The organism is Kitasatospora dryopteridis, from assembly GCF_050749075.1.
Taxonomy (GTDB): domain Bacteria; phylum Actinomycetota; class Actinomycetes; order Streptomycetales; family Streptomycetaceae; genus Kitasatospora.
In genome coordinates, this window is the sequence record NZ_CP192749.1 from 3655365 (window position 1) to 3675321 (window position 19957).

Sequence of the window (19957 nt, forward strand, 5' to 3'; positions counted from 1 at the left end):
ACGCGGACCCCCGCAACGGCTTGGGGGGAACGGGACATGACGGACGATCGGCGCCTGGTGTGGGACGGCTGCCTCAACGTGCGCGAGCTCGGCGGGCTGCCCACCCGGGACGGCCGGCGGACACGGCGCAGGGCCGTCGTCCGTGCCGACAACCTGGACCGGCTCACCGCCGAGGGCTGGGCCGCGCTGGAGGCGTACGGCATACGCACCGTGGTCGACCTGCGCAACGAGGAGGAGTACCGGCCGCTGCTGGCGCGCCCGGACGGGGTGGACCTGGTGCGGGTGCCGCTGGACGAGCTGGCCGGCTCCGAGTGGTGGGCCCGGTTCGGCGGCCTGGACGGCACCCCGCTGTCCTTCCGGCCCTACCTCGACCACTGCCCGCAGGCGGTCTCGGACGTGGTCGCCGCCGTGGGCCGGGCCCGGCCGGGCGGCGTGGTCGTGCACTGCGGCGCCGGGCGCGACCGCACCGGGCTGGCCGCCCTCGTCCTGCTCGCCACCGCGGGCGTGACGGCCGACGCGATCGTCGACGACTACCTGCTGAGCGCGGACAACCTGCGCCCGCTCTGGGCGATGCTCGGCCGCCCGGACGAGACCGCCGAGATCGAGGCGGTGCTGGACGGCGCCGGTACCACCGCCGAGGCGGCGCTGCTGGAGACGATCGCCGAGTTCGACCCCTCCGCGTACCTGCCGGCCGGCGCGGCCGACGCGGTCAGGGCCCGCCTGCTGGGCTGAGGGCCCGCCCGGCACCCCGGCCTCCGGGGACCCTTCTGCCAGACTCCAGCCATGATCGTCCGTACCGCCGCCCGCGGCGACCTGCCTGCCGTCCTCGCCCTGCTCGCCGACGAGAACGCCGTCACCGACCCGGCCACCGTGCAGGTGGGTGCGGCGCACGAGGCCGCCTTCGCCGCCATCGAGGCGGACGGGCGCAACGAACTGCTGGTGCTCGACGAGGGCGACGGCACGGTCCTCGGCTGCCTCCAGCTGACCCGCATCCCCGGGCTCGGCCGGGGCGGCGCGGAGCGGGCACTGATCGAGGCCGTACGGGTGCGGGCGGACCGGCGCGGCGGCGGGCTCGGCCGCCTGCTGCTGGAGCAGGCGATCGGCCGGGCCCGCGCGCAGGGCTGCGGGCTCGTCCAGCTGACCAGCAACAAGCGCCGCCGCGAGGCCCACCGCTTCTACGCCTCGTTGGGCTTCGAGCGCAGCCACGACGGCTTCAAGCTGGCGCTCTGAGGCGGCCGGCCGGGGCCGCTCCGGTCAGAAGCCGCTGACCGGGGTGCCGACCATCCTGGTGCGGCCGTCGGCGCGGGCGGCGAGGCCGGCGGCCAGGCGCAGCGAGCGGGCGGGGCCGAGGAGTTCGAGGGCCTCGTCGACCTCGGCCCAGCGGTGGTCGTCGAGTTCGCCGGCCGGCAGGGTGATCGGGGTGTCGGCCGGGATCGTGCCCAGGTCGAACAGGAAGTGGCAGGCCGGGTGGTCGAGTTCGGCAGAGGGGTTGGTCCAGCCGACGGCCAGCAGTTGGCCGGCCTCCTTCTCGATGCCGGTCTCCTCGGCGAGTTCGCGGGTGGCGCACTGCTGCGGGTTCTCGCCGAGGTCGACGGTGCCGCCGACGAACTGCCAGTGGTCGCGGTAGCCGGCCTTGACGATCAGCACCCGGCCGTGCGGGTCGGTGATCAGGCAGCCCGCGGCGGCGTAGACGCGGGGCAGGGAGGCGAGCCATTCTTCGCGGGACTGCAGCAGCGGGCTGTCGGACATCGGCGCTCCTCGGGTCGGTCGGCCGCCCGGCGGCGGCGCGCACCCCACTCTTCCGCATCGGCGCCGCCGCCCGTGGCCGTCCCTGCCCGGCCGCGTCCGCGCAGGCGGCCGCGCCCCTGCCGGTACGGGCGGGGCGCGGCTCGCGGGCGGGTCGGATCAGTGCGCGGAGTGCTTCTCCGCGCCGCGGTGCCGGTGGCCCGGCAGTTCGACGTGGTGGGCCACTCCGGCCATCGGGCCGGCAGCCCCATCGGTGCGGCGTCCGCCGTGGCTGAACACGGCGTCGCCGAAGTACGGTCCGCTCCGGGCGGCGGCCGGGGTGTCGGTGTGGAGCTGCGGTGTGAGCGGGCCCGGATTGGTGGCCATGCCGCGGCGTTCGAGGAGCTCCTGGGTGCCGCGGCGGAGTTTGGTCATCTTTCCGGTGGTCTGCTTGGCCATGGTCTGCCTCCCTTCGGCAGCCGGGCCGCCCGCTGGGGGCGCGGGGCTCGGGGAACACCGGCCGCACGGGGTTTTATGTCCGGATTTTAGCCCTTTCATACCTGAGTGCACGCTTCACCGCACGGCAGCAGCCCGCCGTTCCCCCGCGGGCCCGGCACCGCGATGTGGGAGCATGCCGCGTGGCCACGCTGACCCCTGCCGAAGAGCTGCGGACCGCACCCGCGACCCCGCGTCACCGGCGGGTGCGACACCCCGCGGCGCTGACCCGCGCCCTGATCGGCCTCGCCGTGACCGGGCTGATCCTGCTGATCGCCCAGTACGCCCAGGGCACCGCCGGCGGCATGGACGCCGATGTCGTCGAGGGCAGCGGGCTGCTCCCCCGGCCGCCGGTACGGCTGGTGGCCGCCGTCAGCGCCGCCGCCCTGCTGGTGGTGCCGCTCGCCTTCGCCGTCGGCCGGCTGCTGCGCCGCGCCGGCCGGCAGATCGCCGACGGCGTGCTCGCCGCCGTCCTGGCGTACGCCCTCTCGCTCGCCCTCGACCTGGCCGCGGGCGGCCTGACCGCCCTCACCCACCCCTCCCCCGAGGGCATCGGCCGGACGGACCCGGTCTACGGGCACCTCGCCCCCGTCCTCGCCTTCATGACGGCGGTCGGCACCGGCGGCCTGCCGCGCTGGCGGACGGCCGTGGCCGCAACGCTCACCACCGCCGGCCTGTCCGGGCTGCTCACCGGGTACGCGACCCCGCTGTCGGTGCTGCTGGGGCTGCTGGTCGGCTGGACCTCCGCGCACCTGGTGGCCTGGGGGCTCGGCGAGCCCACCCGGGAACCCTCCGAACTGCAGATCTGGGTCACCCTGCGCAACGCCGGCGCCCGCCCGAACACCGTCCGGGTCGCCGGGCCCTGCCGCTACCTGGTGACCCAGCACCAGGACCGGCCCGACCTCGACGTCCGGCTGCTCGACCGCCGGGCCAGCGCCCTCGGCCTCCCCCACCACGTGTGGCAGCTGCTGCGGCTGCGCACCGCACCGCTCCCGCTCGGCCTCCGCTCGCTGCGGGCCGGCCTGGAGCACCAGACCCTGCTCGCGCACGCCGCCGCCGCGGCCGGCGTACGCACCCCCGAACCGCTCGCCGCCGCCGAACTCGGGGCCGACGCCGCCCTGGTGGCGTACCGCCACCTGCCCGGCCGGCCGCTCGCCGAGGTACCGACCGCCGAGGTCACCGACGAACTCCTCACCGACGCCTGGCAGCAGCTGCAGCTGCTGCAGCGGCGCTGCATCGCCCACCGGGCGCTCACCCCGGACGCCGTCCGGATCGGCCCCGACGGCGGGGTGCAGCTCGCCGAACTCGCCCACGGCGAGATAGCCGCCGGCGAACTGCTGCTGCGCCTGGACGTGGCCGGAATGCTGACCGTCCTCGCGCTGCGTGCCGGGGCGGAACGCACGGTGGCCACCGGCGTCGCCGTCCTCGGACCCGCCGCGATCGGCGCCGCACTGCCCCTGCTGCAGCCGATCGCACTGCCCAGGGCGACCCGCGAGGCGCTGTCGGCACAGCCCGAACTGGCCGCCGCCATACGCGCGGAGGTGCTGCGCTGCCGCCCGCAGGCACCGGTGGAACCGGTCCGGCTGGAACGGCTGCGGCCGCGCACGCTGGCCACCGTGGCCGCCGGGATGGCGGGCGGATACCTGCTGCTGCAGGCCCTGTTCGGCGCCGGCCTGGATTCCTTCCGGGCGGTCTCCGACGCCGACCCGCTGTGGCTGGCGGCCGCCGTGCTCGCGGCCGCGGCCAGCTACGGCGCCGCCACCATGGGATTCGTCGGTTTCGTCCCGGAGCGGCTCGACCCCCGCAGCGCCCTGGCCGCCCAGGTCGCGGGCTCCTTCGTCAAACTGGTGTCCCCCGGCGGGGTCGGCGGCGTCGCCCTGAACACCCGCTTCCTGCAGTGCAGCGGCATCCCCACCGCACAGGCACTGTCCAGTGTGGGCGCCGCCCAGCTCCTCGGCCTGGTGCTCCACCTGCTGCAACTCGCCGTCTTCACCACGATGCTGGGCCTCGGCCCGCAGGCCGACCTGCCCGACCCGGCCTGGCTCGCGGCCGGGCTCGGCCTGGTGGCGGTGGTGCTGCTGTCCGCACTCGCCGTGCCGTGGCTGCGGCGGCGGATCGCCGGGCTGCTGCGGCCGCTGCGCGCCGAGGTGCTGCCCCGCCTGCTGGACCTGGTGCAGCAGCCCCGCAAGCTGGCCGTCGGCGTGGCCGGCCAGCTGCTGGTGTCGATGGCCTTCGTGGCCTGCCTGTACTGCTGCGCACTGGCGGTCGGCGCGAAGCCGTCCTTCAGTGCCGTCGCCGTGGTGTTCCTGGCCGGCAACGCAGCCGGCTCCGCCGCACCCACCCCGGGCGGCGCGGGTGTGGTCGAAGGACTGCTGACCGAGGGCCTGGTGCACACCGGCGGCATGGACCAGGGCAGCGCCTTCGCCGCAGTGATGCTCTTCCGCCTGCTGGTCTTCCTGCTCCCCGTCCTCCCCGGCTGGCTCGCCTTCACCTGGCTCCAACGCCGCCGGGCGCTGTAGGGGGGTCGCCCCAGGGGCGCGTGGGGGCACCTGAGTGGCCGCCCCCGTGTGCCGCGGACGTCAGTCCCGGTAGTCGTCCTCGTCGATGGAGACGACCAGGGACTGCTCCACGGCGTCGCCGTCGTCGGCCTGGTCCGCGCCGAGTGCCCGCCGCTCGCGCAGCTGCTCCAACTCGTCGCCCTGGCGCTCGGACACCTCCCGTTCCTCGTCCTCCGCCTCCATGACGGCCGGCGACTCCTCGTCGTAGTCCTCGGGGAACTCCGGGTTCTCTGGGTTCTGGCGCATGGCGCCAGTATCCGCCGCGAACGGGCCGTGCGCGCCCCGTCCGCCGGCCTCGGCGTGTTGGCCCGCGCCGTCGGCGAGTCCCTACGCGCGCTTGAAGGCCTTGGCGAAGGCGTACCCGCAGCGGTGGCCCACCCGGTCGACGGCCGAGCCGAGGGCGGTGTGGCGGCCGGCGCCGGGCCGGCAGGTGGATCGACGGCGGGCGGGGCCGGCCGAGGCCGGCCCGATGGTCAACGACCGGGAGCCCTCCGGGGGCGGCATCCTGATCACCCCGGTCGAGCGGGACGACGCCGAGCCGGCCGCCGCTGCCGAGGCGGCCGGATCAGGCGCGCTCGGCGGCCTCCCGGGTGAGGAAGACCAGCCGGGCGCGCTTCTCCGGCTTGTCGATCTCCGGGCCGAGTTCGAAGCCGCAGCGCTGCAGCAGGGCGATCGCCCGGTCGTTGCGGGCGTCGGGTTCGGCGACGATCCGGCGGCGGTCGGGCCCGGCGAGGAGGTAGCGCAGGAAGACACCGAGCAGCGCCCGGCTGTACCCGGGCTGCGGCGGGCCGTCGGCCGGGCCGATCAGCAGGTGCAGCCCGTGGTCGCCGGGCAGGACGTCGTAGCACTCGCCGACCGGGTCGTGCTCGGGCTCGTAGCTCTGGAAGAGCGCGGCCGGGCGGCCCTCGCACAGCGCCAGGAAGGCGTGGTGGGTGGGCAGCGAGTCGACGAACTCGTAGATCTCCCGGACCTGTTCGCGATCGTGGTCGAGCATGCCCCAGTAGCGGGCGCGCGGCTGGGTGACCCAGCGGTGGACCAGGCCGACGTCGGTGGCCGGGTCGAGCCCGACGATCCGGACGGCTCCTAACGCGGGGAGCTTCTCCTCGTGCAGTGCCGGGCGGTCCGCTGGTGCGGCCGCCCGGGAGGGGGTGTTCGCGGTCATCACGGCTCCTCGGTGAGGCGGGTCCAATCGGTGGTGACAGGGGCGAGGCCGCCGCTCAGCCAGAGCGGCAGCTGGTCACGGCGGTGCGGGTGGCCGGGCAGCCCGGAGGCGCCGAAGGGCACCACCCAGAGGCTGTTGTCGCGGTCGGCGAGGTCCCAGACGTACCGGGCGGCCGAACCGCGGGCGCTGCGGTCGGTGAAGCCGGGGACGCTGGAGGTGGCGAGCACGCAGTCGTGGTCGCCGGCCAACCCCGGCCACTCCTCGTCGGCCGTGCCGTCGGCGCCGGGCAGGGCCTGCCAGGGGGCCAGCCGGTGGGTGGCGCCCCAGGTCTCCTCGCCGCCCGCCCCGGCCGTCTCCTCCACGGCGGCCCGCACCAGCTCCGCCCGGTCCACGCCGGGCAGGTGGTCGTCCGTCAGCAGGGTCTCCAGCGCGAAGGCGACCCGCGGCAGCAGGGCGAGCCAGGGCAGGAAGAGGTCCGGGTGGGGCGACGGGCCGGCCAGGCCGGCGAGTGCCGGGTCGGCGGCGAGGCGCCGGACGACGGCGGAGCGGAGCGCGGCGAACCGGGCGGCCTCCACCGAGCCGGCCTCCATCCGGCGGTCCCAGTCCAGCAGTCGGCCGCGCAGCTTCTCCGCGGCCGGGCTCAGCCCGTCGAGGGCGGCGAGCAGGTCGAGCAGCGGGCGGGCGGAGGCGAGGTGGGTGTCCATGTGGACGGCGGCCATGTCGCTCGGTGCCCAGGCGACCTTCGCGTCCAGCAGGCGGGCGATCCGGTCGGCGCGGTGCGGCGGCGCGAACTCGACGCCGAGCGGTGCGGCCAGGCCGCGCTGATTGGCCATCACCGCGGTGCCGTGCACCTCGGCGCGCGGCATCGGGTGTCGGCCGCGCCAGGCGTACTCGGCGTCCCAGGCGGGGACGGGCCGCAGGCTGTTCTCGCGGGCGCGCAGCGGTACGGCACCGGCCACCCGGTGCAGCAGGCCGCCCTCGGTGTCGGCGGCCTGGACGACGTTGACCGGCTCGACCCAGCGGTCGAAGGCGCGGTCGACGTCGGCGACGGTACGGGCGTGCAGCAGGGCCGGCAGGGTGTCGAAGCCGAGGGCGGCCTCGGCCCGCGGCAGGTGGCGCAGGCTGATCGCCTCTCCCGCGCCGTCCGCACCGCCGATGATCACCGGCCCGCGGTCGGTCTCGACGATCTCGATCTCCACCGCTTCGGCGCCGGCGACCTCGACCGTCTCGGTGTGCACGGCGGCGGGCTGCCAGCCGTCCGGGCCGAGCGCCTCGATGCCGGGGCCGCCGGGGCCTTCGGTGCGGCGCAGCCGTTCCCGGTAGAGGTCCTGGTAGTCGGCCATGGCGTTGGTGATGGCCCAGGCGACGCCGCCGGTGTGGCCGAAGTGGCCGATGCCGGGGACGCCGGGGACGGCCAGGCCGATCACGTCGAACTCCGGGCAGGCCAGCCGGATCTGCTGGTAGATGCCCGGGTCCTCGATGAAGCGGTGCGGGTCGCCGGCGATCAGTGCGGCGCCGCTGCCGGTGCGTTCGCCGGCGACCAGCCAGCCGTTGCTGCCGGCGGTGCCGGGGCCGTCGGTGGCGAAGAGCTCGATGTGCTCGTCGCCGAGGGCGCGGGCGACGCGGTCGCGCCAGAGCTTGGTGGGGAAGCCGGCGAAGAGGATGTGGTGGGAGAGCCAGACGGCGAGCGGGGTCCACGGCTCCCAGCGGCCTGGGGTGATCCCGGCGGCGGCGAACTCGGGGGCCCGGTCGCCGTGTTCGGCGAGGCCGGCGTTGACGCCGTCGACGTAGGCGCGCACCCATTCGGCGGTCGCCGGGGCGAGGGCGTCGTGGCAGCGGCGGGCGGTGTCGGCGAGCCGGGCCTGCCGGGCGAAGACGTCCCAGCCGAGGGCGTCGGCGCCGAGGAAGGCGGCGGAGGTGCCCAGGGCGCGGTGCCGCTCGACCTCGATCTGCCAGGCGCGGTCGGCGGCGGCGTTGCGGCCCTGGGCGCGGGCGAGTTCGAGCGGGCCGGCGGCGCGCAGGTGGGGTATGCCGTACGCGTCGCGGTAGGTGCGTGCGGTCATGCCCGGCTCTCCTCGGGGCGGACGGCGCCGCGGCGGGCGGCGGGGACGACCAGCGGGGTGCCGGTCTCGGGGCAGTCGATGACCCGGCAGGGCAGCTTGAAGACCTGTTCGACGAGGTCGGCGGTGACGATCTCGGTGGGCGGGCCGGAGGCGACGACCTTGCCGTCGCGCATGGCGATCAGGTGGGTGGCGTACCGGGCGGCGTGGTTGAGGTCGTGCAGGACGGCGACGAGGGTGCGGCCCTGCTCCTCGTGCAGCCGGGCGCACAGGTCGAGGACCTCGATCTGGTGGGCGATGTCGAGGTAGGTGGTGGGCTCGTCGAGGAGGAGCAGCGGGGTCTCCTGGGCGAGTGCCATGGCGATCCAGACGCGCTGGCGCTGGCCGCCGGAGAGCTCGTCGACGAGCCGGTCGGCGAGGGAGTCGACGCCGGTGGCGGCCATCGACTCGGCGACGACCTCCTCGTCGCGCGGGGACCACTGGCGGAGCAGGCCCTGGTGCGGGTAGCGGCCGCGGGCGACGAGTTCGGCGACGGTGATGCCGTCGGGGGCGACGGAGGACTGCGGAAGCAGGCCGAGGGTGCGGGCCACCTTGCGGGCGGGGACGGTGGCGATGTCCTGGCCGTCGAGCAGGACGGAGCCGGCGGCCGGCCTGAGGGTGCGGGAGAGGGCGCGCAGCAGGGTGGACTTGCCGCAGGCGTTGGGGCCGACGACGACGGTGAACGACCGGTCGGGGACGGCGACGGTCAGGCCCTCGGCGATGGTGCGCTTCTCGTAGGCGAGGGTCAGGTCGGCGCCGCCGAGGCGCGATCCGCCGCTTTCCATGGTCGGGTCTCCGTTCGGGTGCGTGGTGCTGGTGCGGGGTTCGGGCCGTCTGCTCACAGCCGCCCCGCCCTGCGCTCGGTGGCGAGCAGCCAGACCAGGTAGCCGCCGCCGAGGACGCCGGTGACCACGCCGACCGGCAGCTGGTGGTCGGCGAAGGCGCGCTGGGCGGCGTAGTCGGCGGTGACGAGCAGGGCCGCGCCGGTGCACATGGAGGCGAGCAGGTTGGGGCCGGGGGCGCGGGTGAGTCGTTTGGCCAGTTGGGGCGCGGTGAGGGCGACGAAGTTGACCGGGCCGGCGGCGGCCGCGGCGAGCGAGGCGAGCAGGACGGCGGTGGCGAGCAGGGCGAGCCGGACGCGTTCGACGCGGATGCCGAGGCCGCTCGCGGCGTCGTCGCCCATCTCCAGCATCTGCAGGGCGCGGCCGGCGCCGAGCAGCACGGCGGGGCCGAGGACGGCGAGGGCGATCATCAGCGGGACGGCGTCGCGCCAGCCGCGGCCGTCGAGGCTGCCGGTGAGCCAGAGCATGGCGCGGGCGGCGTCCATCAGCTGGGTGCGGGTCAGCAGGTAGCCGTTGATGCCGGTGAGGATGGCGGCGCTGCCGATGCCGATCAGGACGAGCCGGCTGCCCTGGACGCCCTGCCGCCAGGCGAGGGCGTAGATCGCGGCGCCGGTGGCGGTGCCGCCGGCGACCGCACCGCCGGCCAGGGCGAGGCTGCTGCCGCCGGCGAGGACGACCAGCAGGGCTCCGGCGCCGGCGCCCTGGGTGAAGCCGAGGATGTCGGGGCTGCCGAGCGGGTTGCGGACGAGGGACTGGAAGAGGGCGCCGGCCAGGGCGAGGGCGGCGCCGACGAGCAGGGCGGTGACGACGCGGGGCAGCCGCAGCTCGTTGACGATGAAGTCCTCGGCGGGGCTGCCGCCGCCGGTGAGGGTGCGCAGCACGTCGGAGGCGCTCATCGGGTAGTCGCCGCTGCCGAGGGCGAGGACGCCCATGGCGAGGGCGAGCAGGGTGCAGGCGGCGCCGACGGCGAGGGCGCGGGGCCGGTAGCGGACGGAGAGGGCGGAGCCGATGCGGAGGGTGCTCATGCCCGGGCCGCCTTTCCGCGGCGTGCGAACCAGAGGAAGAAGGGGCCGCCGAGGACGGCGGTGACGATGCCGACCTGGAGTTCGCCGGGCCGGCCGAGGACGCGGCCGAGGACGTCGGCGCCGAGCAGCAGGACGGGGGCGAGCACGGCGCAGTACGGGAAGAGCCAGCGCAGGTCGGGGCCGGTGAGGGCGCGGACGAAGTGCGGCACCATCAGGCCGACGAAGACGATCGGGCCGCAGGCGGCGGTGGCCGCGCCGCAGAGCAGGGTGACGGCGACGATGGCGGCGGCGCGGATCAGTTCGGGCCGGGCGCCCAGCGCGCGGGCGGAGTCGTCGCCGAGCGCCATGGCGTTGAGCGGCCGGGCGAGGGCGAGGGCGAGCAGCAGGCCGGTGGCGATGAACGGCAGCACCCTGAGGACGGTGCCGCTCTGCGCACTGGCCAGGGAGCCGACCGTCCAGAAGCGCATCTTCTCCAGGGCGCCGGTGTCGAGCAGCATGACGGCACTGACGTAGCTGAACAGCGTGGCGTTGAGGGCCGATCCGGCGAGGGCGAGCCGGGCGGGGGTGGCGCCGCGGCCGCCGCCGACGGCGTAGACGAGGACGGCGACGGCGGCGGTGCCGGCGAGGGCGAACCAGACGTAGCCGTCGAAGGTGGCGATGCCGAGGAAGGTGCCGGCCGAGACGACGGCCGCGGAGGCGCCGGCGTTGATGCCGAGCAGGCCGGGGTCGGCGAGCGGATTGCGCGTCAGGGCCTGCATGACGCCGCCGGCGAGGCCGAGGGCGGTGCCGGTGAGGAGTCCGAGCAGGGTGCGGGGCAGCCGCATCTCGTGGACGACCGTCCAGGAGTCGGAGTCGCCGTCGACGAGGCCGTGCCAGACCTCGGTGACCGAGAGCTGCTTGGCGCCGACGCCGATGCTCAGCGCCAGGACGGCGAGCAGGACGGCCAGGGCGGCGGCGAGGCCGGCGGCGCGGAGTGCGGTGCGGGCACCGGGCGGGCGCCGACCGGCCGCGGCGGGCTCGGCCGAACCCCCGTGGGCCCGGGGTGGCTTGGTGAGAGACACGGGTGGTGCTCCGGCGCTGGCGGGGACCGGATTCCGGAACCCTCTCTGGACAATGACTTAGGTTAGGTTAACCTAATGCCCGCTGCCGGTCTGCTGCCAGTTCCGATCCGCAGTCGCACCCTTTCGCCAGTGAGAGAGACACCGTCATGCCGCGTTCCAGAACTGCCGCTCACCTCTCCCGTCGCGGCCTGCTCGCCGCCGGTGGCGCCACCGCCCTCGGAGCCGTGCTCGCCGCCTGCGGAAGCAGCGGCGGTTCGGGCTCGGACGGTGCCTCCTCCTCGGCGAAGCCCGCCGACGCGGGCCCGTGGTCGTTCACCGACGACCGCAAGAAGGAGGTCACCGCCAAGGCCGCGCCGAAGCGGGTCGTGGCGTACACCGGCACCGCGGCCGCCCTGGTCGACTTCGGCCTGGACGAGCAGATCGTCGGCGTCTTCGGCGAGACCAAGACCGCGGACGGCAAGGCCGACCCGACCGTCGGCGACCTGGAGGTCGACAAGGTCGAGATCCTCGGCAACGTCTGGGGCGAGTTCAGCGTCGAGAAGTACGCGGCCCTGCGCCCCGAGCTGCTGGTGACGCACATGTACGACCCGGACGCGCTGTGGTACGTGCCGGACGAGAGCAAGGACAAGATCCTGCAGCTCGCCCCGAGCGTCGCGATCACCACCGCCCGCGTCCCGATGACCAAGCCGATCGAGCGCTACGCCGCGCTCGCCGAGTCGCTCGGCGCGGACCTGAAGGCCAAGAAGGTCACCGACGCCAAGGCCCGCTTCGAGAAGGCCGCCGAGGAGCTGCGCCAGGCCGCCAAGGCCAGCGGCGGCATCAAGGTGATGGCCTGCTCCGGCGCCGCCGACGTGTTCTACGTCTCCAACCCGAAGGTCTCCACCGACCTGATGTACTTCGCCGAGCTCGGCGTCGACATCGTGGTGCCGACCAAGCTGGAGGCCGGCGACTACTTCGAGGCGCTCAGCTGGGAGAACGCCGACAAGTTCCCCGCCGACCTGCTCCTGCTGGACAACCGCTCGACCGCGCTGCAGCCCAAGGACCTGGCCTCCAAGCCGGCCTGGGGCCAGCTGCCCGCCGTCAAGGCCGGCCAGGTCGTCGGCTGGGACGCCGTGCCGCGCTTCTCGTACGCCGGTGCCGCGCCGCTGCTGGAGAACCTCGCCAAGGCCATCCGCAACGCCAAGAAGGTGAGCTGACGCACCGATGGCCACCGCTTCCGAGATCGCGGCGCAGTACGGCTTCTTCGAGGCGCGGGTCGTCCGGACCGAGCGCCTCGGGCCGACGCTGGTGCGGGTCACCTTCGGCGGGGAGCAGCTGACCGGGTTCGCCTCCGGCGGCCGTGACCAGAGCTTCTCGCTCTTCCTGCCCCACCCGGGGCAGGAGGCCCCGGTGCTGCCGGTCGAGGAGGGCGAGGGCTGGTTCGCCGCGTGGCGGGCGCTGGACGAGGACGTGCGGGCCGTGATGCGCTCGTACACGATCCGCGGGCAGCGCCGCGATCCCGACGAGGTGGACGTCGACTTCGTGCTGCACGGGGTGGACTCCCCGGGTGCGGCCGGGCCGGCCGCGTCCTGGGCGGCGAAGGCCGGCCCCGGTGACCGGGTGATCCTGCTCGGCCCGGCGGTCGAGGACAACCGCAGTGTCTGTTTCCGGCCCCCGGCCGGCACCGACTGGGTGCTGGTCGCGGCCGACGAGACGGCGCTGCCGGCGGCCGGCGGCATCCTGGACTGGCTGCCGGCCGGCGCCCGGGCCCGGGTGTGGATCGAGGTGCCGCACGCCGGGGACGTCCAGGACCTGGCGGCCGGGCCGGAGGTGGAGATCACCTGGCTGGTCCGGGAGAGCGGGGCGGCCCCGCTGGCGGACGCCGTCCGGGCCGCCGAACTGCCCGAGGGCACCCCGTACGCCTGGATCGCCGGCGAGTCCGGCAGTGTCCGGGCGCTCCGCCGGCACCTGGTCGGCGAGCGCGGCGTGGACCGCAGCCGGGTGACCTTCTCGGGATACTGGCGCCGCGGCGCCTCGGAGGAGCAGCTCCGCCTGGAGGCGGCCTCCGGCAGCGACCCTGACGCCGAGTGATCTGCCGCACCGTCGATCTGTCACATCGTCAACCGAACAGCCTCGAAGGCCCGTTCCCCGCCCACCGGGGGCCGGGCCTTCGCGCATGGGGTCAACTTAGGGTAGGCTAACCTAAGTTTCGCCACCCCGTCCGCGAACCGTTGAGGACTGACCATGAGTTTCCAGGGCCACACCGTCGAGCCGTCGGCCGACAGCACCGCCACCCTGGAGGGCGCCAGATCGCACCTCTTCAACGACCGCACGGTGGAGGGCTACCGGCAGTCCCTTGCGGCCGGCGTCGACACCGTCGCCGCGAAGATCGCGAGCACCCGCCGCCCCTTCACCGGGACAACACCCGACAGGCTCGCGCCGGAGATATCCGGCATCGACCTCGACCGCCCGCTCGGCGACCCCGCCGAGGCCCTCGCCGAGCTGGAGGACGTCTACCTCCGCGACGCCGTCTACTTCCACCACCCCCGCTACCTGGCACACCTCAACTGCCCGGTGGTCATCCCCGCCCTCCTCGGCGAGGCCGTCCTCACCGCCGTCAACTCCTCGCTGGACACCTGGGACCAGAGCGCCGGCGGCACCCTGATCGAGCGCCGCCTGATCGACTGGACGGCCGAGCGGATCGGCCTCGGCCCGGACGCCGACGGCGTCTTCACCAGCGGCGGCACCCAGTCCAACTTCCAGGCCCTGCTGCTCGCCCGCGAGGAGGCCTGCACCGCCCTCGCGGCCGCCGCCGACACCCCGCCGGCCAAGCACGAGCTGCTGCCGAAGCTGCGCATCATCGCCTCCGAGGCGAGCCACTTCAGCGTCAAGAAGTCCGCCAAACTGCTCGGCCTCGGCATGGACGCGGTGGTCTCCGTCGAGACCGACCGCGGCCGCCGGATGGAGCCCGAGGCGCTCGCCCGCGAGCTCGCCCGCTGCGAGGCCGAGGGCCTCACCGCGATGGCCGTCGTCGCCACCGCCGGCACCACCGACTTCGGCTCCATCGACCCGCTCCCGGAGATCGCCGCGCTCTGCGCCGCCTCCGGCACCTGGATGCACGTCGATGCCGCGTACGGCTGCGGACTGCTCGTCTCCCCCACCCGCCGCCACCTGCTGGACGGCATCGAGCGGGCCGACTCGGTCACCGTCGACTACCACAAGTCCTTCTTCCAGCCGGTGAGTTCCTCCGCCGTGCTGGTCCGCGACGGCGCCGTGCTGCGGCACGCCACCTACTACGCGGACTACCTGAACCCGGCCCGGATGGCCGAGCAGCGCATCCCCAACCAGGTCGACAAGAGCATCCAGACCACCCGCCGCTTCGACGCCCTCAAGCTGTGGCTGACGCTGCGCATCATGGGCGCCGAGGCCGTCGGCGTGCTCTTCGACGAGGTCGTCGACCGCGCCGCCGCAGCCTGGGCGATGCTCACCGAGGACCCGCGCTTCGAGGTCGTCACCAAGTCGCAGCTGTCCACCGTCGTCTTCCGCTGGCTGCCGCCCTCCGGCCCGGCCCGCGAACTCGCCGACGACGCCAACCTGTACGCCCGCGAGGCGCTCGCCGCCTCCGGCGAGGCCGTCGTCGCCGGCACCAAGGTCGACGGCCACCACTACCTGAAGTTCACCCTGCTCAACCCGGAGACCACGCTGGACGACATCGCGCACGTCCTCGACCTCCTCGCCGAGCACGCCGGCCGGTACGTCAACGACAAGACGGCCGCCCCCGAACTCTGCCGCGTCGCCGGCTGATCCTGCCCGCCCCTCCGCACCACGGGAGAAGCATGTCCACCCACGACTTCGTCGCGATCGGGCTGGGCCCCTACAACCTGGGCCTCGCCTGCCTCACCGAGCCGATCGACGGCCTCGACGGCCTGTTCCTGGAGAGCAAGCCGGACTTCGACTGGCACCCCGGGATGCTGCTCGACTTCGCCACCCTGCAGACGCCGTTCATGGCCGACCTGGTGACGCTCGCCGACCCGACCTCGCCCTACTCCTTCCTCAACTACCTGAAGGAGTCCGGCCGGCTGTACCCGTTCTACATCCGCGAGATGTTCTACCCGGTGCGCAGCGAGTACAACGAGTACTGCCGCTGGGCCGCCGCCAGGCTGCGCAACGTCCGCTTCGGGCACACCGTCACCCGGGTCGAGTACGACGAGGCCGACGGCCTGTACACGGTGGTCTCCGAGGCCGGCGGCGAGACCGTCCGGCACCGCGCCCGGCACCTGGTGCTCGGCACCGGCACCCCGCCGTACGTCCCGGAGGCCTGCCGGGGGCTCGGCGGCGACCTGATCCACAACTCCGGCTACCTGGACGCCAAGCAGAGCCTCCAGAAGAAGCGCAGCATCACCGTCGTGGGCAGCGGCCAGAGCGCCGCCGAGATCTACTACGACCTGCTCGCCGAGACCGACGTGCACGGCTACCGGCTCGACTGGGTGACCCGCTCGCCGCGGTTCTTCCCGCTGGAGTACACCAAGCTCACCCTGGAGATGACCTCCCCCGAGTACGTGGACTACTTCCACGCCCTCCCGGAGGAGACCCGCTACCGGCTGGAGGCCGAGCAGAAGGGCCTCTTCAAGGGCATCGACGCCGACCTGATCAACGGCATCTACGACCTGCTGTACCAGAAGAGCGTCAAGGGCCCCGTGCCGACCCGGCTGCTCACCAACACCGCGCTGCACAGCGCCTCGTACGACGAGACGCTGGGCACCTACACCCTCGGCCTCCACCACGCCGAGCAGCAGCGGGACTTCACCCTGAGCACCGAGGGCCTGGTGCTGGCCACCGGCTACAAGTACACCGTGCCCGCGTTCCTGGAGCCGGTGCACGACCGCATCCGGTGGGACGGCCGCGGCCGCTTCGACGTCGCCCGCAACTACAGCATCGACACCACCGGGCGCGGGATCTTCCTGCAGAACGGCGGCACCCACACCCACAGCATCACCTCGCCCGACCTGGGCATGGGCCCGTACCGCAACTCGTGGATCGTCCGGGAGCTGACCGGCCGCGAGGTCTACCCGATCGAGAAGGCCATCGCCTTCCAGGAGTTCGGCGCGCCGGAGGGCGTCCTCGCATGACGCTCTTCACCCGCACCGACGCCCGCGTGGGCGAGCTCTCGATCCGCCCGCTCGACCCGGACGCCGACGCCGCCCTGCTGCACGCCTGGGTCACCCACCCCAAGGCCGCGTTCTGGATGATGCAGGACGCCTCCGTGGCCGACGTCCGCGCCGAGTACCGGCAGATCACCGGACACCCCCACCACGACGCGTACATCGGCCTGGTCGACGGCGCCCCGGCGTTCCTCGTCGAGCGCTACGACCCGGCGGAGCTCGAACTCGTCGGCCTGTACGACCCGGAGCCCGGCGACGTCGGCATGCACTTCCTGTGCGGGCCCTCCGACACCCCGGTGCACGGCTTCACCCGGGCCGTCATCACCACCGTGATGGCCTTCCTCTTCGACGACCCGGCCACCCGCCGCGTCGTCGTCGAGCCGGACGTGCGCAACGCCGCCGTCCACGCCCTGAACGCGGCGGTCGGCTTCGAGGTCGTCCGCACCGTCGCCAAGCCGGAGAAGGACGCCCTGCTCAGCGTCTGCACCCGCGCCCAGTTCCAGCACGCCCTCGCAGGAGCCGCCGCATGATGCCCGCCGAAGCCGTCGCCCACCTGACGCCCGACGCCTGGGCGCAGGCCAACCGGCTGCTCGTCCGCAAGGCGCTCGCCGAGTTCTCCCACGAGCGGCTGCTCACCCCCGGGCAGCTGCCCGACGGCCGGTACGCCGTGCGCAGCGACGACGGCACCGTGGAGTACCGCTTCACCGCCCGGCTGCGCGCCCTCGACCACTGGCAGATCCCCGCCGGGTCGATCACCCGGCACCGCGGCGAGGAGGAACTCCCCCTCGACGCAGTCGACTTCTGCATCGAACTGCGGGAGACGCTCGGCCTGGCCGACCAGGTGCTGCCGGTCTACCTGGAGGAGATCTCCGCCACCCTGGCCGGCACCGCCTACAAGCTCGGCCGGCCCGCACCCGCCGCCGACGAGCTCGCCAAGGCCGACTTCCAGACCGTCGAGACCGGCATGACCGAGGGCCACCCCGGCTTCGTCGCCAACAACGGCCGGATCGGCTTCGGCGTGCACGAGTACCACCGGTACGCGCCCGAGGCCGCCGCCCCCGTCAGGCTGGTCTGGCTGGCCGCGCACCGCGACCACTCGGTCTTCACCTCCTGCGCGGACATCGACTACGACACGCTGATCCGCCAGGAGCTCGCCCCGGCCACCCTGGCCCGGTTCGCCGCCGCGATGGCCGCCCGCGGCCTCTCCCTCTCCGACTACCACCTCTTCCCGGCGCACCCCTGGCAGTGGTGGAACAAGCTGTCGGTGACCTTCGCCGGCGAGGTCGCCCAGCAGCGCCTGGTCTGCCTCGGCGAGGGCGACGACGAGTACCTCGCCCAGCAGTCGATCCGCACCTTCTTCAACACCAGCGACCCGTCGAAGCACTACGTGAAGACGGCCATCTCGGTGCTCAACATGGGCTTCATGCGCGGCCTCTCGGCCGCCTACATGGAGGCCACCCCGGCCATCAACGACTGGCTGGCCAGGCTGATCGCCGACGACGAGGTGCTGCGCGGCACCGGCCTGACGATCATCCGCGAGCACGCCGCCATCGGCTACCGGCACCGCCAGTACGAGACCGCCACCGACCGGTACTCGCCCTACCGCAAGATGCTCGCCGCGCTCTGGCGGGAGAGCCCCGTGCCGTCCCTCGCCCCGGGCGAGCGGCCGATGACCATGGCCGCGCTGCTGCACACCGACCGCGAGGGCCGCTCGCTGGCCGCCGCACTGATCGCGCAGTCCAGCCTGCCCGCCGAGGTGTGGCTGCGCCGCTACCTGGACGCGTACCTCACCCCGCTGCTGCACAGCTTCTACGCCTACGACCTGGCGTTCATGCCGCACGGCGAGAACACCATCCTCGTCCTGGACGGCGGCGCGGTGCGGCGCGCGATCTTCAAGGACATCGCCGAGGAGATCGTCGTCATGGACGAGAACGCGGTGCTGCCGCCCGCCGTCCAGCGCGTCCGCGCGGCCGTGCCGGACCACATGAAGCTGCTGTCGATCTTCACCGACGTCTTCGACTGCTTCTTCCGCTACCTCGCCGCGATCCTCGCCGAGGACGGTGTGCTCGACGAGGACGCCTTCTGGCGGACCGTTGCCGAGTGCGTGGCCGACTACCGCGACTCGGTGCCGCACCTCGCCGAGCGGTTCGAGCTGCACGACCCGTTCGCGCCCGAGTTCGCGCTGTCCTGCCTCAACCGCCTGCAGCTGCGCAACAACCAGCAGATGGTCGACCTGGCCGATCCGTCCGGGGCGCTCCAGCTGGTCGGCACCCTGGCGAACCCGATCGCCCGCTTCGCCCCCGCCTCCCGGTGACCGCCGCCACCGCGGAGGCGGAGACCGTCCGCGAGGACCGGCTGCCCGGCCGGTGGCTGGTCCTCGCGGTGATCTGCCTCGCCCAGCTGGTGGTGGTGCTCGACAACACCGTGCTGAACGTGGCCGTGCCCACCCTCGGCCGCGAACTCGGCGCGGACACCGCCGACATCCAGTGGATCGTCAACGCCTACTCGCTCGTCCAGGCCGGGCTGCTGCTCGCCGCGGGCAGCGCCGCCGACCGGTACGGCCGCCGGCGGCTGCTGCTCGCCGGCCTCGTGCTGTTCGGCCTCGGCTCGCTGGCCGCCGGGCTCTCCGCCGGCACCGGGCAGCTGGTCGCCGCCCGGGCCGGCATGGGCGTCGGCGGCGCCCTGCTGATGACCACCACCCTCGCCGTCGTCCTGCAGATCTTCGACGAGGGCGAGCGGACCCGGGCGATCGCCGCCTGGAGCGCCGTCAGCGCCCTCGGCTACGCGGCGGGCCCGCCGGTCGGCGGCCTGCTGCTCGCCCACTTCGCCTGGGGCGCCCTCTTCCTGGTGAACGTGCCGGTGGTGCTGGTCGCCCTGGTCGCCGCCCGGGCGCTCGTCCCCGAGTCCCGGGCCCCCGGCGGCGGTCCGCCCGACCTGGTCGGTGCACTGCTCTCCACGGCCGGCATGACCGCCCTCGTCTACGCGATCGTCTCCGGCCCCGACCACGGCTGGGGCACGGCGCACGTCCTGCTGGCCGCCCCGGCCGGCCTGCTGCTGCTCGCCGCCTTCGTACGGTGGGAGCGGCGCACCGCACACCCCATGCTGGACCTCTCCTTCTTCCGCAACCGGCGGTTCGTCGGCGCGGTCACCGGCGTCGTCCTGATCACCTTCGGCAGCACCGGCGTGCTCTTCCTGCTCACCCAGCAGCTGCAGTTCGTCCGCGGCTACCCGCCGCTGGAGGCCGGGCTGCGGATGGCGCCGTTCGCCCTCACCGTGGTCGCGCTCAACTTCTCCGGCCTGACCGCCCGGCTGATCGTCCGGCTCGGCCACCCCCGCTCCATCGCCCTCGGCATGGCCGTCCTCGCGGCCGGCTTCGGCACCGCCGCCCTCTCCGCCCACGGCTACGGCCCGCTGCTCGCCGGCCTGGTGCTCATGGGTACCGGCTGTGCGATCGCCAACCCGGCGATCGTCGAGGCGGTCGTCGGCGCCATCCCTCAGGAGCGGGCGGGCGCCGGCGCAGGCATCGACGGCGCCATGGCCGAGGTCGGCGCGAGCCTCGGCGTCGCCGCCCTCGGCGCCGTCATGAACGCCCGCATCACCGCCCTCCTCCCGGCCACCGCCTCGGTACCCGCCGCGCTCGCCGCGGCCGGCACCGAGGCCGAACGCGCCGCCGTCCTCGACGCCTTCACCGCCGCGTCCCGGACGGCCCAGCTCGCCGGCGCGGCGGCCGTCCTCGCCGGCGGCCTGCTCGCCGCCCTCCTGCTGCGCCGCGCCGCCCGGCACCCCGGCTGATCGAGCCCGTTCGGAGACCGCTCTGCGGGGCGGTCTCCGAACGGCCGTACAGCGTTT

General features: G+C 74.4%; 19 protein-coding genes. 10 read left to right on the plus strand and 9 right to left on the minus strand.

The genetic code is table 11. The features are described from left to right. Positions 1 to 36: 36 nt before the first annotated feature. Together ACQ614_RS16640 and ACQ614_RS16645 are read left to right on the plus strand one after the other, a co-directional pair. Positions 37 to 732, plus strand: a complete 696-nt coding sequence (locus ACQ614_RS16640) for a tyrosine-protein phosphatase (RefSeq protein WP_431679348.1) — start codon at positions 37 to 39, stop codon at positions 730 to 732. Between the two features lie 51 nt (positions 733 to 783). Continuing rightward, a complete protein-coding gene (locus ACQ614_RS16645) occupies positions 784 to 1230 on the plus strand; it encodes a GNAT family N-acetyltransferase (protein ID WP_431679349.1) in 447 nt (148 codons plus the stop codon). 24 nt (positions 1231 to 1254) lie between these two features. Here the strand turns inward: ACQ614_RS16645 and ACQ614_RS16650 are convergent, their stop codons facing one another. Further along, the gene (locus ACQ614_RS16650; RefSeq protein ID WP_431679350.1) at positions 1255 to 1749 is read right to left on the minus strand and encodes an NUDIX domain-containing protein; all 495 of its coding nucleotides are present in this window, start codon (positions 1747 to 1749) and stop codon (positions 1255 to 1257) included. 156 nt (positions 1750 to 1905) lie between these two features. Then, on the minus strand, positions 1906 to 2184 hold the full coding sequence (locus ACQ614_RS16655) for a hypothetical protein (RefSeq protein ID WP_431679351.1): 279 nt from the start codon (positions 2182 to 2184) through the stop codon (positions 1906 to 1908). A gap of 179 nt (positions 2185 to 2363) precedes the next feature. Here ACQ614_RS16655 and ACQ614_RS16660 point away from each other — a divergent pair, with 179 nt between their 5' ends. Continuing rightward, positions 2364 to 4739, plus strand: coding sequence for a lysylphosphatidylglycerol synthase domain-containing protein (locus ACQ614_RS16660; RefSeq protein ID WP_431679352.1), 2376 nt, complete (start codon positions 2364 to 2366; stop codon positions 4737 to 4739). A 60-nt stretch (positions 4740 to 4799) separates the two neighbouring features. On the opposite strand, the gene ACQ614_RS16665 is transcribed toward ACQ614_RS16660, so the two are convergent. The 7 genes from ACQ614_RS16665 to ACQ614_RS16695 all read right to left on the minus strand — a co-directional run bounded on the left by ACQ614_RS16665 (position 4800) and on the right by ACQ614_RS16695 (position 10967). Continuing rightward, positions 4800 to 5024, minus strand: coding sequence for a hypothetical protein (locus tag ACQ614_RS16665; protein WP_363490380.1), 225 nt, complete (start codon positions 5022 to 5024; stop codon positions 4800 to 4802). An 81-nt stretch (positions 5025 to 5105) separates the two neighbouring features. Then, complete coding sequence (locus ACQ614_RS16670; RefSeq protein WP_431679353.1) at positions 5106 to 5282, minus strand: hypothetical protein; 177 nt, start codon at positions 5280 to 5282, stop codon at positions 5106 to 5108. A 61-nt stretch (positions 5283 to 5343) separates the two neighbouring features. Further along, positions 5344 to 5940, minus strand: a complete 597-nt coding sequence (locus tag ACQ614_RS16675) for a GNAT family N-acetyltransferase (protein WP_431679354.1) — start codon at positions 5938 to 5940, stop codon at positions 5344 to 5346. Next, on the minus strand, positions 5940 to 8003 hold the full coding sequence (locus ACQ614_RS16680) for a penicillin acylase family protein (RefSeq protein WP_431679355.1): 2064 nt from the start codon (positions 8001 to 8003) through the stop codon (positions 5940 to 5942). Before ACQ614_RS16680 ends, ACQ614_RS16675 begins: the two co-directional genes overlap by 1 nt. Beyond that, positions 8000 to 8824, minus strand: coding sequence for an ABC transporter ATP-binding protein (locus tag ACQ614_RS16685; protein ID WP_431679356.1), 825 nt, complete (start codon positions 8822 to 8824; stop codon positions 8000 to 8002). Before ACQ614_RS16685 ends, ACQ614_RS16680 begins: the two co-directional genes overlap by 4 nt. Before the next feature lie 53 nt (positions 8825 to 8877). Continuing rightward, positions 8878 to 9906: a FecCD family ABC transporter permease gene (locus ACQ614_RS16690; protein WP_431679357.1), complete on the minus strand. Its 1029-nt coding sequence runs from the start codon at positions 9904 to 9906 to the stop codon at positions 8878 to 8880. Beyond that, entirely contained in the window at positions 9903 to 10967 is a 1065-nt protein-coding gene (locus tag ACQ614_RS16695) for a FecCD family ABC transporter permease (RefSeq protein ID WP_431679358.1), read from the minus strand. Before ACQ614_RS16695 ends, ACQ614_RS16690 begins: the two co-directional genes overlap by 4 nt. A 146-nt stretch (positions 10968 to 11113) precedes the next feature. Here ACQ614_RS16695 and ACQ614_RS16700 point away from each other — a divergent pair, with 146 nt between their 5' ends. From ACQ614_RS16700 to ACQ614_RS16730, 7 genes are all read left to right on the plus strand, one after another. Continuing rightward, complete coding sequence (locus tag ACQ614_RS16700; RefSeq protein WP_431679359.1) at positions 11114 to 12163, plus strand: ABC transporter substrate-binding protein; 1050 nt, start codon at positions 11114 to 11116, stop codon at positions 12161 to 12163. Between the two features lie 7 nt (positions 12164 to 12170). Beyond that, positions 12171 to 13037, plus strand: coding sequence for a siderophore-interacting protein (locus tag ACQ614_RS16705; RefSeq protein ID WP_431679360.1), 867 nt, complete (start codon positions 12171 to 12173; stop codon positions 13035 to 13037). A 153-nt stretch (positions 13038 to 13190) separates the two neighbouring features. After that, entirely contained in the window at positions 13191 to 14750 is a 1560-nt protein-coding gene (locus tag ACQ614_RS16710) for a pyridoxal phosphate-dependent decarboxylase family protein (protein ID WP_431679361.1), read from the plus strand. A gap of 32 nt (positions 14751 to 14782) precedes the next feature. Next, positions 14783 to 16075 (plus strand): lysine N(6)-hydroxylase/L-ornithine N(5)-oxygenase family protein, encoded by a 1293-nt coding sequence (locus ACQ614_RS16715; protein ID WP_431679362.1) that lies wholly within the window; start codon positions 14783 to 14785, stop codon positions 16073 to 16075. Further along, positions 16072 to 16638 (plus strand): GNAT family N-acetyltransferase, encoded by a 567-nt coding sequence (locus ACQ614_RS16720; protein WP_431679363.1) that lies wholly within the window; start codon positions 16072 to 16074, stop codon positions 16636 to 16638. Before ACQ614_RS16715 ends, ACQ614_RS16720 begins: the two co-directional genes overlap by 4 nt. Next, positions 16635 to 18422, plus strand: a complete 1788-nt coding sequence (locus ACQ614_RS16725) for an IucA/IucC family protein (protein WP_431679364.1) — start codon at positions 16635 to 16637, stop codon at positions 18420 to 18422. The genes ACQ614_RS16720 and ACQ614_RS16725 overlap by 4 nt, the downstream gene beginning before the upstream one ends. Then, positions 18419 to 19900: an MFS transporter gene (locus ACQ614_RS16730; protein ID WP_431679365.1), complete on the plus strand. Its 1482-nt coding sequence runs from the start codon at positions 18419 to 18421 to the stop codon at positions 19898 to 19900. Before ACQ614_RS16725 ends, ACQ614_RS16730 begins: the two co-directional genes overlap by 4 nt. Positions 19901 to 19957 lie beyond the last annotated feature (57 nt).

Coding starts and splice junctions, on each gene's coding strand:
- ACQ614_RS16640 (WP_431679348.1), top strand. CDS start 37: ATGACGGACGATCGGCGCCTGGTGTGGGACGGCTGCCTCAACGTGCGC.
- ACQ614_RS16645 (WP_431679349.1), top strand. CDS start 784: ATGATCGTCCGTACCGCCGCCCGCGGCGACCTGCCTGCCGTCCTCGCC.
- ACQ614_RS16650 (WP_431679350.1), bottom strand. CDS start 1,749: ATGTCCGACAGCCCGCTGCTGCAGTCCCGCGAAGAATGGCTCGCCTCC.
- ACQ614_RS16655 (WP_431679351.1), bottom strand. CDS start 2,184: ATGGCCAAGCAGACCACCGGAAAGATGACCAAACTCCGCCGCGGCACC.
- ACQ614_RS16665 (WP_363490380.1), bottom strand. CDS start 5,024: ATGCGCCAGAACCCAGAGAACCCGGAGTTCCCCGAGGACTACGACGAG.
- ACQ614_RS16670 (WP_431679353.1), bottom strand. CDS start 5,282: ATGCCGCCCCCGGAGGGCTCCCGGTCGTTGACCATCGGGCCGGCCTCG.
- ACQ614_RS16675 (WP_431679354.1), bottom strand. CDS start 5,940: ATGACCGCGAACACCCCCTCCCGGGCGGCCGCACCAGCGGACCGCCCG.
- ACQ614_RS16680 (WP_431679355.1), bottom strand. CDS start 8,003: ATGACCGCACGCACCTACCGCGACGCGTACGGCATACCCCACCTGCGC.
- ACQ614_RS16685 (WP_431679356.1), bottom strand. CDS start 8,824: ATGGAAAGCGGCGGATCGCGCCTCGGCGGCGCCGACCTGACCCTCGCC.
- ACQ614_RS16690 (WP_431679357.1), bottom strand. CDS start 9,906: ATGAGCACCCTCCGCATCGGCTCCGCCCTCTCCGTCCGCTACCGGCCC.
- ACQ614_RS16700 (WP_431679359.1), top strand. CDS start 11,114: ATGCCGCGTTCCAGAACTGCCGCTCACCTCTCCCGTCGCGGCCTGCTC.
- ACQ614_RS16705 (WP_431679360.1), top strand. CDS start 12,171: ATGGCCACCGCTTCCGAGATCGCGGCGCAGTACGGCTTCTTCGAGGCG.
- ACQ614_RS16710 (WP_431679361.1), top strand. CDS start 13,191: ATGAGTTTCCAGGGCCACACCGTCGAGCCGTCGGCCGACAGCACCGCC.
- ACQ614_RS16715 (WP_431679362.1), top strand. CDS start 14,783: ATGTCCACCCACGACTTCGTCGCGATCGGGCTGGGCCCCTACAACCTG.
- ACQ614_RS16720 (WP_431679363.1), top strand. CDS start 16,072: ATGACGCTCTTCACCCGCACCGACGCCCGCGTGGGCGAGCTCTCGATC.
- ACQ614_RS16725 (WP_431679364.1), top strand. CDS start 16,635: ATGATGCCCGCCGAAGCCGTCGCCCACCTGACGCCCGACGCCTGGGCG.